8 protein-coding genes and 1 riboswitch are annotated in these 17560 nt (G+C 65.9%); of the genes, 3 read left to right on the top strand and 5 right to left on the bottom strand.

Features of this window, described 5'->3' with window-relative positions; all coding sequences use genetic code 11:
- Window positions 1-28: 28 nt before the first annotated feature.
- Complete coding sequence (locus tag AC1RWL_RS17095) at window positions 29-8521, bottom strand: glycoside hydrolase family 94 protein (RefSeq protein WP_493095510.1); 8493 nt, start codon at window positions 8519-8521, stop codon at window positions 29-31.
- 407 nt (window positions 8522-8928) lie between these two features.
- Window positions 8929-9144: riboswitch (cobalamin riboswitch) on the top strand.
- Between the two features lie 81 nt (window positions 9145-9225).
- Between AC1RWL_RS17095 and AC1RWL_RS17090 the strand changes: the two genes are divergently transcribed.
- Together AC1RWL_RS17090 and metH are read left to right on the top strand one after the other, a co-directional pair.
- Window positions 9226-9441: a hypothetical protein gene (locus AC1RWL_RS17090; protein WP_435268361.1), complete on the top strand. Its 216-nt coding sequence runs from the start codon at window positions 9226-9228 to the stop codon at window positions 9439-9441.
- 84 nt (window positions 9442-9525) lie between these two features.
- Window positions 9526-13317: a methionine synthase gene (metH, locus tag AC1RWL_RS17085; RefSeq protein WP_493095511.1), complete on the top strand. Its 3792-nt coding sequence runs from the start codon at window positions 9526-9528 to the stop codon at window positions 13315-13317.
- Here metH and cobM read toward each other — a convergent pair whose 3' ends face one another.
- Both cobM and cbiE read right to left on the bottom strand, forming a co-directional pair.
- Window positions 13318-14079, bottom strand: coding sequence for a precorrin-4 C(11)-methyltransferase (cobM, locus tag AC1RWL_RS17080; RefSeq protein ID WP_493095512.1), 762 nt, complete (start codon window positions 14077-14079; stop codon window positions 13318-13320).
- A complete protein-coding gene (cbiE, locus tag AC1RWL_RS17075) occupies window positions 14076-15335 on the bottom strand; it encodes a precorrin-6y C5,15-methyltransferase (decarboxylating) subunit CbiE (RefSeq protein ID WP_493095513.1) in 1260 nt (419 codons plus the stop codon). Before cbiE ends, cobM begins: the two co-directional genes overlap by 4 nt.
- On the opposite strand from cbiE, the gene AC1RWL_RS17070 reads away from it, so the two are divergent.
- On the top strand, window positions 15328-16098 hold the full coding sequence (locus AC1RWL_RS17070) for a cobalt-precorrin-6A reductase (RefSeq protein ID WP_493095514.1): 771 nt from the start codon (window positions 15328-15330) through the stop codon (window positions 16096-16098). The genes cbiE and AC1RWL_RS17070 overlap by 8 nt on opposite strands.
- On the opposite strand, the gene AC1RWL_RS17065 is transcribed toward AC1RWL_RS17070, so the two are convergent.
- On the bottom strand, window positions 16062-16826 hold the full coding sequence (locus AC1RWL_RS17065) for a precorrin-3B C(17)-methyltransferase (protein WP_493095515.1): 765 nt from the start codon (window positions 16824-16826) through the stop codon (window positions 16062-16064). The genes AC1RWL_RS17070 and AC1RWL_RS17065 overlap by 37 nt on opposite strands.
- Window positions 16823-17560 (bottom strand): precorrin-2 C(20)-methyltransferase, encoded by a 738-nt coding sequence (locus AC1RWL_RS17060; RefSeq protein WP_435268389.1) that lies wholly within the window; start codon window positions 17558-17560, stop codon window positions 16823-16825. The genes AC1RWL_RS17065 and AC1RWL_RS17060 overlap by 4 nt, the downstream gene beginning before the upstream one ends.

Below are 17560 nucleotides of genomic sequence, written 5' to 3'. Positions count from 1 at the left end.
GTCTGCTCTGGTCCACGATGGGGGTGGATCAGACCAAATAACCCTCGTTTGAAGATTTGATGACAGTTCCGTTCACACTTGCTTGCCATCCACCGTCGCCGCCACGCTCGACGCGGATTTCCAGCGTGCGGCCATCGAGAACAAGCGTCGCCTCGTAGCCGTTCCAGGCTGCGGGCAGCACCGGCTCGATGAAGAGACGGCCACCTTCCCGGCGGATGCCGAGAATGCCCTCGACGGCGGCCCGGTAGAGCCAGCCGGCCGAGCCCGTATACCAGGTCCAGCCGCCACGCCCCGTCCGCTCGCCTTCGCCATAGACGTCGGCTGCGACGACATAGGGCTCGACGCGGTAGAGCTCGGCCGCGTCCGGGTTCTTCGCGTGGTTGACGGGGTTCAGGAGGTTGAAGCAGGTCCAGGCGTCCTCGGACCGGCCCTGGCGGGCCAGCGCCAGCACGACCCAGGTCGCGGCATGGGTATATTGCCCGCCGTTTTCCCGCACGCCCGGCGGATAGGCCTTGATATAGCCGGGGTCCTGCGGGGTCTCGATGAAGGGCGGGGTGAACAGGCGGATGATGCCGTTTTCCCGGTCGACGAGTTCGGCCATGACCGCATCCATCGCCTGGCGCGCGCGCTCCGCATCGCCCTCGCCGGAAAGCACGCTCCAGCTCTGCGCGATGGAATCGATGCGGCATTCGGCATTTCCGGCCGAGCCGAGCGGCGTGCCGTCGTCGAAATAGCCGCGGCGATAATAGGCGCCATCCCAGCCGACCGTTTCCAGCGCCTGCCGCAGGCGGCCGAGATGGCCTTCCCAAAGATCGGCACGGCCGTGATCGCCACGCGTGCGTGCGATCGGGATGAAGCCGCGCAGCGTGCCGGCCAGGAACCAGCCGAGCCAGACGCTTGTGCCGCGACCGGCTTCGCCGACCCGGTTCATGCCGTCGTTCCAGTCGCCGCCGAGCATCAGCGGCAGGCCGTTCTCACCGGTACGCTGAAGCGCGAGATCAAGCGCGCGGGCGCAATGGTCGTAGAGCGGTGCCTCTTCCGCCGAGCGGCCCGGCTTGAAGAAGGCATCGTGCTGCCCTTCGGCGAGCGGCTGGCCTTCGATGAAGGCAAGCCTTTCGTCGAGCACCGTATTATCCCCGGTCACCCGGCAATAATATTCCACCGCATGGGCCAGCCACACAACGTCGTCGGAGATGGCGGTGCGCACGCCGGCGCCGCTGTCCGGCAGCCACCAATGCTGCACGTCGCCTTCGACGAACTGGCGGGCGGCGGCGTTGAGGATCTGCCCACGGGCAAGTTCCGGACGGTGCAGGATGAAGGCCAGCGTGTCCTGCAACTGGTCGCGGAAACCATAGGCGCCGCTTGCCTGGTAGAAGGCGGTGCGCGCCAGGATACGGCAACCGAGCGCCTGGTAGGGCAGCCAGTCGTTGACCATCCGGTCGAGGGCGGCATCCGGCGTCTTGACCTGCAGCGTGCCGGTAAAATCGTCCCAATAGCCGCGAACCGCCTTCATGACCGTGTTGAAATCGGCCGTCCGGCTCTTTTCCGCAAGCGTTCGCGCACTGTCCGCGTCCTCGGTGTCGCCGAGCACGAAGATCAGTTCGCGCTTCTCGCCCGGCTTCAGCGTGATGTCGACGGCGAGCGCCGCGCAGGGATCGCCGATGCCGTCGGCGGAGCCGGAGAGCGCCTGTCCGCTCACCACCGCCCCCGGCAGCACGATATCGCCGCCACGGCCGATGAACTCGCGGCGCTTGGCGGTAAAGCCTGCAAGCGGCGCATCGACGGCGAAGAAGCTGGTCCGGCCGGCGAAATCGAAGCTGTACGGGTTGGTCGCAAAGAGCGCGCCGCCCTCCTCGTCATGGCTGGTCAGCACGAAGGGCGCGGTCTTTGCCGTATTGTTGCCCATCACCCATTCGACATAGCCGTAGACCGTCAGGCTGCGCTCGGTCTCGCCGGTGTTTTTCACGACGAGACGCGAATATTTGACCGGCTCCTCGGCGTCGACCGTCTGCACGAGATCGAGCTCGATGCCGTCCTCCCAGCTGCGGAAGGCGCTGTAGCCGAGGCCATGCCAGGTCTCGAACTTCACCGTCGGCTTGCGCGACAGCGCAGCGAACGGCGTCATCACCGTGCCGCGATCGCGATCGCGCACGTAGAAGGCCTCGCCCGGGCGGTTGATCACCGGGTCGTTGGTCCAGGCCGTCAGCTGGAAATCGCGCGAATTGCGGCTCCAGGTGAAGCCGGCGCCCTCGCCCGAGACGTGGAAGCCGAAATGCTGGTTGGAGATGACGTTGATCCACGGCTGCGGCGTCGCTTCGCCGCCGCGCAGCCGCATGGCATATTCCCGGCGCTCGCCGTTGAAACCGCCAAAACCGTTCCAGAAGGTCAGGCCCTCGCCGTCGATCGTCACCGGCTCGCCGGCCGATGGTGCGGCAGGCTTAGGCAAGGTCGGATCGGCCTTGGTCTCCTCGTCGCCGCGCGGCGTGGAGAACAGCGCGACCGTGCGGGCAATCTGGTCCGAGAGGGAGCCGTTGCGGGCATGGAAGACGGCGCGCGCCGTGGCAAGCAGCGCCTGCCAGGTGGAGACCTCCATCAGGTCGCGGCGCACGGCGAAGATATGCTGGCGCACGCCATCGGACTGCCCGCGCATGCGCAGGTTCTCGCACATCTGGTCGAGCGCGTGCTGCATGTCCTGCGCATAGGAGGAGGCGCGTTCGTTGAGGATCACCAGGTCGGCGGTCACACCGCGGTGGCGCAGATATTCCTGCGCGCGCAACGCCTCGCGGGCGACATCGAGGTCGATATCGTCGTTGATGCGCAAAACGAAGATCGGGAAGTCGCCCGAGATCGCCAGCGGCCAGAGCGCCGACTGGGCGGTAAGCCCTGTCTGGATCGTGCCGGTATCGGCACGCAGATGCATGTCCGGATAGATCAGGTAGCGGCCGAGCATCTGGAAGCTTGCGGCCTCCTGCGAGGTCACGCCGACATGACGCATGTGGACCTGCGAGCGCGTCCACGCATGGATCATTTCGTGGTTGAACACGTCCGGATGGCGGTAACGGTCGATCGCGGTGTCCGCTTCGGCGCGGCTGGGCGCCGCGATGGTCCAGAAGATGACCTTGACCTTCTTGCCTGCCGGCACGCGCACGACGCGGCGTAGCGCCATGACCGGATCGAGCGTGAAGCCGTCCGTGCCGGAAAGCTGCGCGCCGGCGTCAAAAGCGGCGGCCGTCGTCAGCGAGCGGCCGCGGCCGATGAAGCGGCGGCGGTCGGTCTCGATCTCGGTGCGGCGCGACGGGCCGGCATTGTCCACGATGAGATGGGCGATCACCATGTCCGGTTCGTTCGGGTTGCGCTTCTGGCGCTCGGCGCGGATCACGTCGCCGCGCTTGCCGATTTCCGTCTTGATGAACATTTTCGAGAACATCGGATGGGCGCTGTCGGCGTCATCCGTCGAGATGACGGGCTCCATATAGGAGGTCACCTCGATGAAGCGGTCCTCGGTGCCGGTGTTGAGCAGCGTCAGGCGGCGGCCTTCGGCATCGTGCTCGGTGGCGACGATGCATTCGACCTCGCTCGTCAGCGTGCCGACGGTCTTGATGAACTCCGCCTTGTCGTCGCCGAACTGGGTCTTCGTCACCTCGCCATCGATGCGCTTCGGCTCGGCGGTCGCGGACCACCACTCGTTCGTCGCGGTATCGCGCAGGAACAGGAAGGAGCCCCAGCGATCTTCCGTCGGATCGGGCTTCCAGCGCGTGACGGATTGGCCGTTCCAGCGCGAATAGCCGGCACCGGTCGCCGTCAGCATCACCGCATAGTGGCCGTTCGACAGGAAGACGGTCTCGCGTTCCTTGTTGAACGGCTCCTTGATGATGCGGATTTCCGGGCGCAGCAGGTCGGCCTGTGTGCTGCCGACGGTTTCCGGCTCGCGCTTGGCGTTGATGACCGGAATGTCGCGCGGCGCCTTTTCCTGGAGCAGCAGTTCCGCCGCCTCGATGACGGGGTCGGCGTGGAAGCGTTCGCGCAGCGCGCCGTTGAAGACGACATTGGCGACCGCGGCGATCGACATGCCATGATGGTGCGCCATGTAGTTGCGCACGACGGCGCAGGTCTTGCCCTCCGGCACGCGGGTTGGCGTGAAGTCGACCGCATCGTGGAATCCGTAGACGCCGAGGGCACCGAGCTTGCGCAGACGTTCGAGGTTGTCGAGCGCCTCCTTCGGCGCATATTGCGCCGCGAGCAGCGAGGCATAGGGCGCGATCACCGCATTCTGGCCAAGGCCGCGCTTCAGGCCGAGCGTCGGCACGCCGAAATTGGTGTACTGGTAGGTCAGCTCATGGTCGCGGGCATTGAAGGCCGCTTCCGAAATGCCCCAGGGCGTGCCGAGCCGGCGGCCATGGTTCATCTGCTCCACCACGACGAGATTGTTCGTCTGGTTCAGGATACCGCCCTGGCGCTCCTGCATGACGAGCGGCGGCATCAGATATTCGAACATCGAGCCGGACCAGGAGACCAGCGCACCGCGCGAGCCGACCGGTACGACCGGGCGGCCGAGCTTGTACCAGTGCTCGGTGGGCAGATCCCCCTTGGCGATGGCGAAGAGGCTGGTCAGGCGCGCTTCCGAGGCGAGCAGGTCGTAGCAGGCCTCGTCGAGCTCGTTGGTCTCGACGCGGTAGCCGATCGACAAAAGACGGCGCTCCGGCCGGAACAGGAAGCCGAAATCCATCGAGAAGGCGATGTCGCGCGAACGGTCGCGCAGCACGACCAGGCGGTCGCGCAGCGGCTCGATGCTGCCGAGGTCGAAGACGCTATCGGCAATATGCGCCTCGCAGGTCGCAACCAGCGCGCCTGTCCATTTGACGAGCTCGCCGCTCTCGGCCGACTTGATCTCGTGGTCGAGGTTGACGATCAGCTTGTTGACGTCGCGCGCCAGCACCGAGAGGTTGATGACGCGGATGGAGGCGAATTCGTGCTCGCGCTTGACGGCGGCGAGCGCATTCTGGAAGCCGGCGATCCGCTCCTCGATGAGACGGCGCAGCGGCCGCACGGTCTTGCGGTCGTCCGGCAGTTGCGCCAGCGTTTCGGAAAGGATCGAGGCGACGTCGCCGATGCCGTCCAGGCTGCCCTGCAGATGCGCCGACGGCGCTTCCGCCCATTCGCGGCACATGGAGGAGATGGCGATGAGGTGGCCGGCAAGGTTGCCGCTGTCGACCGCCGAGACGTAACGCGGCCCCAGCGTTTCCAGCGTGTTGGTGCGATACCAGTTGTAGAGGTGGCCGCGATATTTCGGCATGCCGTCGATGGTGGCGATCGTCTGTTCGAGACGGCGCACCGTCTCCTCGAACGAGATCCAGCCGAAATCGCGCGCTGAGATGACCGAGAGCAGGTAGACGCCGACATTGGTCGGCGAGGTGCGCTCGGCGAGCACCGGCTGCGGCGTTTCCTGGAAATTGTCCGGCGGCAGGTAGTGCTGCTCGGCGGTGACGAATTCCTCGAAATAGCGCCAGGTGCGCCGCGCGATCTTGCGCAGTTCGCTCGCCACATAGTCGGAGACGACGAGCTGGTCCTCGGTCTCCGCCGTCTGGCTGACATACCAGGCGATCATCGGCGAGAGCGCCCAGACGAGCGCGAAGGGAATGCCGATATAGGGAAGCCCGGTATCCGAGATCATGGCGAGCGCCACGGACAGCACCGCCAGCGCCGGCGCCTGCCACATCGACTTGTAATGGGCGAGGATGCCGCCGCGCGCAGCACTGTCGGCCTGCGCGGCCGTGCGCCATTCCAGCATCAGCTTGCGGCTGACCATGGTGCGATAGAGCGAGCGCACGATCGCATCCGCCATCAGCGCCGCCGAATGGGCGATGAAGGCGATGCGCAGCGCCACCTGCGCATTGGCGGCGCGGATATCGGAGAAGACGCGGTGCACATGGGCGCGCGCGACGATGTCGTTGCGGCGCGGCATGACGCCGGAGATCAGCGACAGCGTCGGGGCGACGAAGAGCAGGAAGATCAGCACGAGCTGCCAGATCAGCGCCTGGCGCGGCTCCATATAGTACCAGCCCATGACGGAGGCGACGAGCCAGCCGATCGGGATGAGGCTGCGGCGCAGGTTATCGTACATCTTCCAGCGGCCGAGCATGGAAATGCCGCTCGACGGGCCGAAAATATAGGGCAGAAGCTGCCAGTCGCCGCGCGCCCAGCGATGCTGGCGCGAGGTTTCGACGCCGTAGCGGGTCGGGAAGTCCTCCACCAGCTCGACATCCGTCACCAGCGCGCATCGCGCCAGCGAGCCTTCGAGAAGGTCGTGGCTGAGCACCGAGTTCTCCTCGATGCGGCCCTTCACCGAGGCCTCGAAAGCGTCGACGTGATAGAGGCCCTTGCCCGTGAAGGTGCCTTCGCCGACGAAGTCCTGGTAGACGTCGGACACGGTGAAGACATAGGGGTCGATGCCGCGGTCGGCGGAGAAGATACGCTGGAAGGTCGAGGCTTCCTTGCCCGTCGTCAGCGAGGGCGTCACGCGCGGCTGCAAGATGCTGTAGCCGGCGGTGACCTCGCCCTTGTCCGCGTCGATGACCGGACGGTTGATCGGGTGGTGCAGCTTGCCGACGAGCTTCGTCACCGCATCGCGCATCAGGCGCGTGTCGGAATCGAGCGTCATGACGTATTTCACATCCGCCGGCACGATGTTGGCGCCCGGCAGGAAGGTCGTGTCGCCATCACCGCGCAGAAGCAGGTTCAGCTCGTGCAGCTTGCCGCGCTTGCGCTCCCAGCCCATCCAGCAGCCTTCGGACGGGTTGAACAGCCGGCGGCGGTGCAGCAGGTAGAAGCGCGTGCGGCCGTCATAGGCGTAACGCGCCGAAAGGGTGGCGATCTCGCGCTTGGCATAGTCGAGCACGTCGAGATCGGCGGGAGTCTCCTCCGACGAACTGTCGGCCCAGTCGCTGAGCAGCGAGAAATAGATCTCGCCGCGCGGATTGGCGAGATAGTGGACTTCGAGATTGCGCACCAGCTCATCGACATGGTCGCGCTTGGAAATCAGACAGGGCACCACGACGAGCGTGCGCGCATCCTCCGGAATCCCGTCCTTGAATTCATAGCCGACGAGGCGCGACGGCGTGACGAAGAAGGTGACGAGCGTGTTGAACAGGCCCGTCGCCCCTTCGGAGGCCGGCAGCGCGAAGAGGATCAGCATGATCAGCCAGGCGCCGTCCGGAATGTCGAGCTGATCGAGGAAATAATAGACCGCGATCATCGCGAGCAGCGTCAGGATGATGTTCGGCCCGGCAATGGCGAACCAGTCGAGCCGGCGCCCGAAGCGCACGACGCGCTGGACGATCGAGGGGCTGTAGTCGATGCGCTTTTCGAGCAGCTTGCGCTTCTTGCCGACGAGGAAGGAGGCGACATTGGCCTGGTATTCGAGATCGTCCGCATTGGCCGCGGCGTCTTCCGCCGTCATGGCCAGCGCGATCTCGGTCACTTCCAGCTCAGTCTTGCCGGAGCGGCGGGCAAAACGCTCGATCGTGTTGCGGTATTTGTTGCGCGAGCCGAAATCGAGGTCGCTATAGTCCGAACCCTGCCGCAGCGCCTCGTCGAGACGGCTGACGCTTTCGAACCAGACCGGCCATTCCGTGTCGTCGACCGACCGCAGGCTCTTGATCAGCGAGCTCATCGTCACGTTGCCGGAGGAAAGCCGGTTGTTCTCCGCGACGATCAGCTCTTCGAGATCCGTGCCGCGGCTTTCGATCTTGCGCTCCAGCCACTGGATCACCGCGCCGGAGGCCTGGAGGCCGTCGCGCAGGCGATAAAGAAGCTGGATGACGAAGGTGTTGTCCTCGACGAAGCTCTCCATCGACTGGAGATGCGCGATGCACTTTTCCGGATCGTTGAGGCGGATCAGCTCATCGGCCACTTCGTTCGCCTTGAAGCGCATTTTTCGCGAGCGCTCGACGCGGCTCGATATGCGCCGCAGGTTTTCGAGCAGCACGAAGCGGATGAAGGAGGGCAGGGCCCAGAGTTCGCCGATCTTCAGCGCATCGAGCTTCTGGAAGCCCTGCACGAAGGACGTCAGCCCCTCATGCGAGACGCCGCTATGGGTATGCGCGACATAGAGCCAGGCGAGCGCCAGCGTGCGCGGCACCACCTGCCCCTCGATCTGAATGGTCGGGAGCTGGCGGTAGAACCGACGGGGGAAGTCGCGCCGGACCTCCTGGATCGCCTCTTCGACGACATAATAGTTGTCGAGCAGCCATTCTGCGGCGGGCGTGATCTGGGCGCCGGCTTCTACATCCTTGGCCGTCGCCTGGTAGACGCGAAAGATCTCCTTCTCGTTTTCCTTGTGCCGGGCACGGAATTCGAAGGGCTGGAAGCCGGGCAGCGCCGCGGTCTTGTCGCGCGCCAGTGCTTCACCGCAATCGGCGAGCTCCTCCAGCGACAGATAGGTGGCGCGGATCGAATCGTTATAATCGATCTGCTTGGCGTCGGCGTCGCGCGAAGGGGCTTGCGGCGTATTGTGAAGGGGCATGTTTCTGATTCTGGATCCGGCCATATGGAACCATCCGGCAACGGCCTTTGCGCCGAACGGTTTGTTGCGGGCAGGCTTCATCTCGGTGCCGCGATCAGCCATGAGACCATACGGCGCCCGGATGGCGCGAATGGAATGGACATGGCTCAGGCGACACGCTGCTTGGCATCCTGGCCGCGTGGTGCATGAAAACGGCATTTTTTAGCCGCAAGGACAGAGACTTGCAACATGTCAACATGACCGGATGGCGCAGCATCGACCCTCATTTGTGGTTTTGGTGAATCGCACGACCCGGATGGGGCCGCACGAGCGCATAGGACAGGCGGATGCCAAATGCATGACATGGGGAAAAGTTCCGGACCTCGTGCGAAGCCCGATCCCGCCATTGACTTGGCAGCCCCGCCACGCCAGCTTGGCGCCGTCAGGGTCTTCCGAGTCGAAACGGCTCGGAGGCTAAGAGGGAAGCCGGTGCGATGCTCAAGAAAAGCATCAAGACCGGCGCTGCCCCCGCAACTGTGAACGGCGAGTTTCTGTCGAAGGATGCCACTGGTTTTTGAACCGGGAAGGCGAGACAGGGGCGACGACCCGCAAGCCAGGAGACCTGCCCTGACAGCTGTAACGTCCATGGGCGGGGTGTCCCAAGGGTGCGCCTGCTTCCGCATGCGTGCGTCCGGTCATCCCCCAATTCACCGATTGGGGAAACAATGCTTGCCAATACCGACCACGGCCTCTCCGGCACCGGAAAGCCGGAATCCATCTTCATCTCCTGGCTGCTCTGGCAACCGCGCGGCGCCGATCTTGCCGTCGAAGCGCTGAAGGAAGTGCGCAAGCTCGCGCGCTACGAGGGCATCGATCCCGATATCGTGCGCCTGAGGGCGCTGTTCGCCTCGCTTGCCGGCGCGCGCGGGGCGGTGCACTGACGGCTTAACGCATAAAGACATATTGACATAAAGATATCTTTATGTGATCTCCGGTGTAGTATGATGACACCGGAGGGCTTTGCCATGGCCAATTCGCACCTGGACACCCTGTTCGGCCCCGAACTGCCACGCCGCGACGGCAGCGAGGTTCTCGCCGCCCTGCAGGCCGCCGCCCGCGAGCGCATCCTGGTGCTCGACGGCGCCATGGGCACGGAAATCCAGACGCTGAAGCTGGTGGAAGACGATTTCCGCGGCGACCGTTTCGGCGATTGCGCCTGCCACCAGCAGGGCAACAACGACCTCCTGACGCTGACCCAGCCCGGCGCGATCGAGGACATCCACTATCGCTACGCGCTCGCCGGCGCCGATATCCTCGAAACCAACACCTTCTCCTCCACCACCATCGCCCAGGCCGATTACGGCATGGAGGACATGGTCTATGAACTGAACCGCGACGGCGCGCGCCTTGCGCGCCGCGCCGGCCTGCGCGCCGAGCAAAAGGACGGCCGCCGCCGCTTCGTCGCCGGCGCGCTCGGCCCGACGAACCGCACCGCCTCCATTTCGCCCGACGTCAACAATCCCGGCTACCGCGCCGTCACCTTCGACGACCTGCGCACGGCCTATGCCGAGCAGGTCCGCGGCCTGATCGACGGCGGCGCCGATATCATCCTGATCGAGACGATCTTCGACACGCTGAATGCCAAGGCCGCGATCTTCGCCACCCGCGAAGTCTTCGAGGAAAAAGACATTCACCTGCCGGTGATGATCTCCGGCACGATCACCGACCTTTCCGGCCGCACGCTCTCCGGCCAGACGCCGGAGGCCTTCTGGAACTCGGTGCGCCACGCCGATCCCTTCTCCATCGGCCTCAACTGCGCGCTCGGCGCCAACGCCATGCGCGCCCACCTCGCCGAAATCTCCTCCGTCGCGCAAACCTTCGTCTGCGCCTATCCCAATGCCGGCCTGCCGAACGCCTTTGGCCAGTATGACGAGACGCCGGACGAGATGGCCGCCCAGATCGAAGGGTTTATGCGCGATGGCTTGGTCAACATCGTCGGCGGCTGCTGCGGCTCGACGCCGGACCACATCCGCGCCATCGCCGCGGCCGCCGCGCGCCATGCGCCCCGCGAAATCCCGGACATCCCGCGCCACATGCGCCTCTCCGGCCTCGAACCCTTCACGCTGACCGACGCCATTCCCTTCGTGAATGTCGGCGAGCGCACCAACGTCACGGGCTCGGCGAAATTCCGCAAGCTGATCACCGCCGGCGACTACGCCGCCGCCCTCGACGTCGCCCGCGACCAGGTGGCGAACGGCGCGCAGATCATCGACATCAACATGGACGAGGGCCTGATCGATTCCGCCCGGGCCATGACGGAATATGTCAACCTGATCGCCGCCGAGCCGGATATCGCCCGCGTTCCCCTGATGATCGACTCATCGAAATGGGAGGTGATCGAGGCCGGCCTGAAATGCGTGCAGGGCAAGCCGCTGGTCAACTCGATCTCGCTGAAGGAAGGCGAAGAGGCCTTCCTGCACCACGCCAAGCTCGTGCGCGCCTACGGCGCCGCCGTCGTCGTCATGGCCTTCGACGAGACCGGCCAGGCCGACACGAAGGCGCGCAAGGTGGACATCTGCACCCGCGCCTACAAGCTCCTCACCGAAGTCGCCGGCCTCGCACCGGAAGACATCGTCTTCGACCCGAACATCTTTGCGGTCGCGACCGGCATCGAGGAACACGACAATTACGGCGTCGACTTCATCGAGGCGACCGGTGAAATCACCTCCACCCTGCCGCATGTCCACATTTCCGGCGGCGTCTCCAACCTCTCCTTCTCCTTCCGCGGCAACGAGCCGGTGCGCGAAGCCATGCACGCCGTCTTCCTCTACCACGCCATCCAGGCGGGCATGGACATGGGCATCGTCAATGCCGGCCAGCTCGCCGTCTACGATACGATCGAACCGGACCTGCGCGAGGCCTGCGAGGACGTGGTGCTGAACCGCGCGCCCAAGGGCGGCGGCACCGCCACCGAACGCCTGCTGGAAATCGCCGAGCGCTTCAAGGGAGCGGCCGGCAAGGAGGCCAAGGAGCGTGACCTCGCCTGGCGCGACTGGGCCGTCGAAAAGCGGCTCGAACACGCGCTGGTCAACGGCATCACCGAATTCGTCGAGGCCGACACGGAAGAAGCCCGCCAGAACGCCGAGCGCCCGCTGCACGTCATCGAAGGCCCGCTGATGGCCGGCATGAACGTCGTCGGCGACCTTTTTGGCGCGGGAAAAATGTTCCTGCCGCAGGTGGTGAAATCCGCCCGCGTGATGAAACAGGCCGTCGCCGTGCTGCTGCCCTACATGGAGGCCGAAAAGCTCGCGAACGGCGGCAGTGGCGAACGCCAGAGTGCGGGCAAGATCCTGATGGCGACCGTCAAGGGCGACGTGCACGATATCGGCAAGAACATCGTCGGCGTCGTGCTCGCCTGCAACAATTACGAGATCATCGACCTCGGCGTCATGGTGCCGGCAACGAAGATCCTCGAAACGGCAAAGGCCGAAAAGGTCGACATCATCGGCCTTTCCGGCCTCATCACCCCCTCGCTCGACGAAATGGTGCATGTCGCGACCGAAATGGAACGCGAGGGCTTCGACATCCCCCTCCTGATCGGCGGCGCCACGACCAGCCGCGTGCACACCGCCGTCAAGATCCACCCGCGCTACGACCGCGGCCAGACCGTCTATGTCACCGATGCAAGCCGCGCCGTCGGCGTGGTCGGCAGCCTGCTGTCGGCCGAGATGAAGCCCGGCTACGTCGAGACGCTGAAGGCGGAATACCGCAAGGTGGCCGACGCCCACGCGCGCAGCGAAGCGGAAAAACAGCGCCTGCCGATCGCCAAGGCCCGCGACAACGCCTTCAAGGCCGACTGGTCCGCCTACCAGCCGAAGACGCCCTCCTTCCTCGGCACCCGCGTCTGGCAGGATTGGGACCTCGCCGACCTCGCCCGCTATATCGACTGGACCCCCTTCTTCCAGACCTGGGAGCTGAAGGGCGTCTATCCGAAAATCCTCGACGACGAAAAGCAGGGGCCGGCGGCCCGCCAGCTCTTCGCCGATGCGCAGGCCATGCTGGAAAAGATCATCGCCGAAAAATGGTTCACGCCGAAAGCCGTCATCGGCTTCTGGCCGGCCGGCACCGTCGGCGACGACATCCGCCTCTTCACCGACGAGGCGCGCAACAGGGAGCTCGCCACTTTCTTCACGCTGCGCCAGCAGCTTTCCAAGCGCGACGGCCGCCCGAATGTCGCCCTTTCAGACTTCGTCGCCCCGGTGGACAGCGGCAAACAGGATTATCTCGGCGGCTTCGTCGTCACCGCCGGCATCGGCGAGATCGCCATCGCCGAACGCTTCGAGCGCGCGAACGACGACTACAACTCGATCCTCGTCAAAGCGCTCGCCGACCGTTTCGCCGAAGCCTTCGCCGAGCGCATGCACGAAGTCGTGCGCAAGGAACTCTGGGGTTACGCGCCGGACGAAACCTTTGCGCCGACAGACCTGATCGGCGAGCCCTATGCCGGCATCCGCCCCGCACCCGGATACCCCGCCCAGCCCGACCACACGGAAAAGACGGCGCTCTTCCACCTGCTCGATGCGGAGAAGGAGATCGGCGTGACGCTCACCGAAAGTTTTGCCATGTGGCCCGGCTCCTCCGTCTCCGGCCTCTATATCGCGTCACCGGAAAGCTACTATTTCGGCGTCGCCAAGGTGGAGCGCGACCAGGTGGAGGATTATGCGCGGCGCAAGGGCATGTCCGTGATGGAGGTCGAACGCTGGCTCGGCCCGGTGCTCAACTACGTGCCCGCACCGTCGATGGCCGCCGCCGAATAATCACTCGCCGCGGCCGCGGAAACGGCGCTGGTAGGCGGGGTCGTAGAGCGAACTCTCGCGAAAATCCTCTGCCGCAAGCGTGCGGCCGACGAAGATCAGCGCCGTGCGCTCGATCGGCTCCTCGGCAACCTTTGCCGCGATGTCGGAGAGCGTGCCGCGCACCACGCGCTCGTCCGGCCAGGAGGCCTTGACGACGATCGCCACCGGGCAATCGGCGCCGTAAAGCGGCGCCAGGTCCTCGACCACCTTGTCCAGCGCATGGATCGCGAGATGAATGGCAAGCGTTGCCCCCGTCGCGCCGAAATTTTCCAGCGTCTCGCGGTTCGGCATGGGCGAGGCGCGGCCGGAAACGCGGGTAAGCACCAGGCTCTGCGCCACCGCGGGAATGGTGAGTTCCCGGCCAAGCGCCGCCGCCGCCGCCGCAAAGGACGGCACGCCCGGCGTCATCGTATAAGTCAGCCCATGCTTTTCCAGCCGGCGGATCTGCTCGGCAACGGCGCTCCAGACGGACAGATCGCCGGAATGCAGCCGCGCCACATCCTCCCCCGCTTCCGCCGCCCGCAAAAACTCCGCCTCGATCTCGTCGAGCGAGAGCGGCGCCGTATCGACGATGCGCGCACCGGGCGGGCAATATTGCAGGAGCTCCGGCGAGACGATCGAGCCGGCATAGAGGCAGACCGGGCATTTGCCGATGAGGTCACGCCCGCGCATGGTGATGAGATCGGCGGCACCCGGTCCGGCGCCGATGAAATGGACGGTCATTCTGTACCCTCGATATGTTTAGCCGGCTTTACCCAGCGCCATTGCGTCACCGGCATGGCCGGCCGCCAGCCCGTCATGGTTCCTACGGGCGATGCCCGCGCGATATCGATGCGGATCAACGACCCGCCGAGCCGCGCGTGATGCGCAAGAAGCACCGCCTCCATCTCCGTCGTCACCGCATTGGCGACAAGCCGCCCGCCCGGTTTCAGCCCAACCAGCGCCGCCTCCATCACTCCCGCCTCGCTGCCGCCACCACCGATGAAGATGGCATCCGGCGCCACAAGCCCGGCAAGCGCCTCCGGCGCCACGCCCTCGACGACCGAGAAGCCCGGCACGCCAAAATTCCGCGCATTCCGACGGATACGGGCGGCACGCTCGGCATGGCCCTCGATCGCGATGGCGCTGAGCGACGGATCGGCCAGCATCCATTCGATGCTGATCGAACCCGAACCAGCACCGATATCCCACAGCAGTTCGCCGCGCCTTGGCGCAAGGGCGGAGAGCGTCAACGCCCGCACCTCATGCTTGGTGATCTGGCCGTCATGCTCGAAAAGCCCGTCGTCGAGCCCCGGCGTAAAGGCCAGCACCCGCGCGTCAGCCCCGGCCGCGACCTCCACCGCACAGACGTTCAGCATGTCCGCATCCACGAGCGCAAACCGGTCCGCCCGATGGCTGCTCACCCGCTCCCGCACACCACCGAGCGCTTCGAGAACGGTGAGCGTCGAGCCGCCAAAGCCACTTTCCGCCAGCAGGGCCGCCAGCGCCGCCGGCCCGTCGCTGTCCGAGGTCAGCGCCAGAATCCGGCTACCGGGATGCAGATGCGGGCGAATGAGATCGATCGGCCGGCCATGCAGCGAGACGCAGACCGTGTCCTGCAAGGCCCAGCCCAGACGCGATGCCGCAAGGCTGAAGGCCGACGGCGCCGGGAAGACGCGCATCTCCGCCCGCGCAATGCGCCGGGACAACGTGACGCCGACGCCGTAGAAAAAGGGATCGCCGGAGGCGAGCACCACGACGGGCCGGCCGCGCGCGGCAAGCACCGCCTCGACGGAACGCTCGAACGGGCTGAGCCAGACCTGCCGCTCCCCGCGGATCGACGCATCGGCAAGCTCCAGATGCCGCGCACCGCCGAAGACGATCTCGGCTGCACCGATCGCAGTCTTGGCCTCGTCACCGAGACCCGCTAGACCATCCTCGCCGATCCCGACGATGGAAAGCCACGGGGCGGCCGAAAGGGATTGATCAGGCGTGGACAAGCGACGCATCCTCATCTTGGGCGGCACGACCGAGGCCCGCGATCTCGCAAGCCGGCTTGCCGAAAGGCCCGACCTTGTCGTCACGCTGTCGCTCGCCGGCCGCACGCTCGATCCCGCCCCGCAGCCCGTGCCCGTGCGCACCGGCGGTTTCGGCGGCGTGGAGGGGCTTGCAGCCTATCTCGATAACGAGGCCATCGACCTCCTGATCGACGCCACGCATCCCTTCGCCCGGCAGATTTCCGCCAATGCCCGCACGGCCACTGCCGAAACCGGCGTGCCGCTCCTGCGGCTGGAACGCCTCGGCTGGGACGAGGCCGACGGCGACCGCTGGACGCGCGTCGCCTCGGTCGACGCGGCCGTGGCGGCCTTGGGCGACGAACCCCGCCGCGTGCTGCTGGCGATCGGCCGGCAGGAGGCCAAAACCTTCGATACCGCGCCGCAGCACCACTACCTCGTGCGCAGCGTCGATCCGGTCGATCCGCCGCTGGACGCGCCGCGTGTCGAATACCTGCTCGCCCGCGGCCCCTTCGCCGTCGAGGCGGAGGTCGCGCTTCTGCGCGACCACCGCATCGACGTGATCGTCAGCAAGAATTCCGGCGGCGACGCTACCCATGGCAAGATCGTCGCCGCGCGCATTCTCGGCCTTCCCGTCGTGCTCGTCGATCGGGCCGCGGTCGGCGACGGCAACCGGGCCGAGACGGTCGAGGACGCGCTGCGGCTCGCCGATCATCTGCTGGCATCCTTCAGGAACCGCGGCGTATAGACGAGGTCCGGCAGGTCCGGGCGGGAAATGACCCGCGTTTCCGGCGAGCCGATGACCACGCAGGTCGCCATGTCGGCGCGCTCGGCCTCCGCCTCGCCGATCGGCATGACCAGCATACGCTCATCCGGCCGGCCGGCGGCGCGGCCGAAGATCACCGGCGTTTCCGCCGGCAGCACCTCGCGCAGGATGTCGAAGGCGCGGCCAAGCTGCCAGGGCCGCGCCTTGCTGATCGGATTGTAGAGCGCGATGACGAGACCGGCCTCGGACACCAGACGCAGCCGCTTCTCGATGATGTCCCAAGGTTTCAGATTGTCGGAGAGCGAGATCGCGCAGAAATCATGGCCAAGCGGCGCGCCGATGCGCGCGGCAACCGCCAGCATGGCGGTGACGCCCGGCACGACGACGAGATCGACGGTCTTCCAGTCCTCCGGCCCCGCATCGATCGCCTCGCAGACCGCCGCTGCCATGGCAAAAACGCCGGGATCGCCGCCCGAAACGACGCAGACATTCACCCCCGCCGCCGCCCGCTCAAGTGCTGCCTGCGCCCGGTTCAGCTCCTCGCGGTTGTCGGAAGCGACCTTGATCTGGTCCGGCCGGAGATTCAGCCGATCGATATAGGGGAAATAGCCGAAGAATTCCGTCGAGGCCTCGACGGCGTGCAGGGCTTCCGGCGTCATCTGGTCCGGATTGCCCGGGCCGGTGCCGATGACGAAAAGTTTTCCGGTCATTCGCGGCCGCTCCAGCCCGGCACGAGCACCAGCGAGAAATAGGGCGCCACGTCATCAAGCTTTTCCGAAAGCCGCATGGATTTGCCCACCGGCGTGGTGCCGCGCTCGACATAGACGGCCTCGCCGAGCCGGCCGGCATTGGACAGCGCCCGGCGGATTTTCGGCAGGTTGCGGCCGACCTTCATGATGACGGCGGCCTCGGTATCGACGAGCCGGCGCGAAAGCTCCTCCTCGCCCATCGTGCCCGGCAGCACGGAGAGCACGTCGTCGCCCTGCACGATCGGCAGGCCCGACAGCGACCAGCAGCCGGACATCGCCGTAATGCCTGGGATGACCTCGGTCGGGAACCGATCGGCCAGCCGCACATGCAGGTGCATGTAGGAGCCATAAAACATCGGGTCGCCTTCCGACAGGATCGCCACCGTTCGTCCGGCCGCGAGATGCTCGGCGACGGCCGCCGCGGAGGCATCGTAGAAGGCCGTGATCTGGCTCTTGTAGTCGTCGTGGTCCTTGTGGATTTCCGTCGTCACCGGATAGTAGAGCGGCAGCTCCACCATGCCGGGCTTCAACAGGCCTTCGACGATCGCCCGTCCATTGCCCGTGCGGCCAGCCTTGGCGAAATAGGCGAGCACGTCCGCCTCGCCGATTGCCCGCACCGCCTTCAATGTCAGCAGTTCCGGATCGCCCGGCCCCGTGCCCACGCCAAAAAGTCGTCCCGTCACCGTCGCCACCAT

The organism is Shinella sp. GW821-FHT10F02 (genome assembly GCF_058809275.1).
The sequence above is the reverse complement of the archived record's forward strand: the minus strand, read 5'-3'. Positions and strand labels throughout refer to the sequence as shown.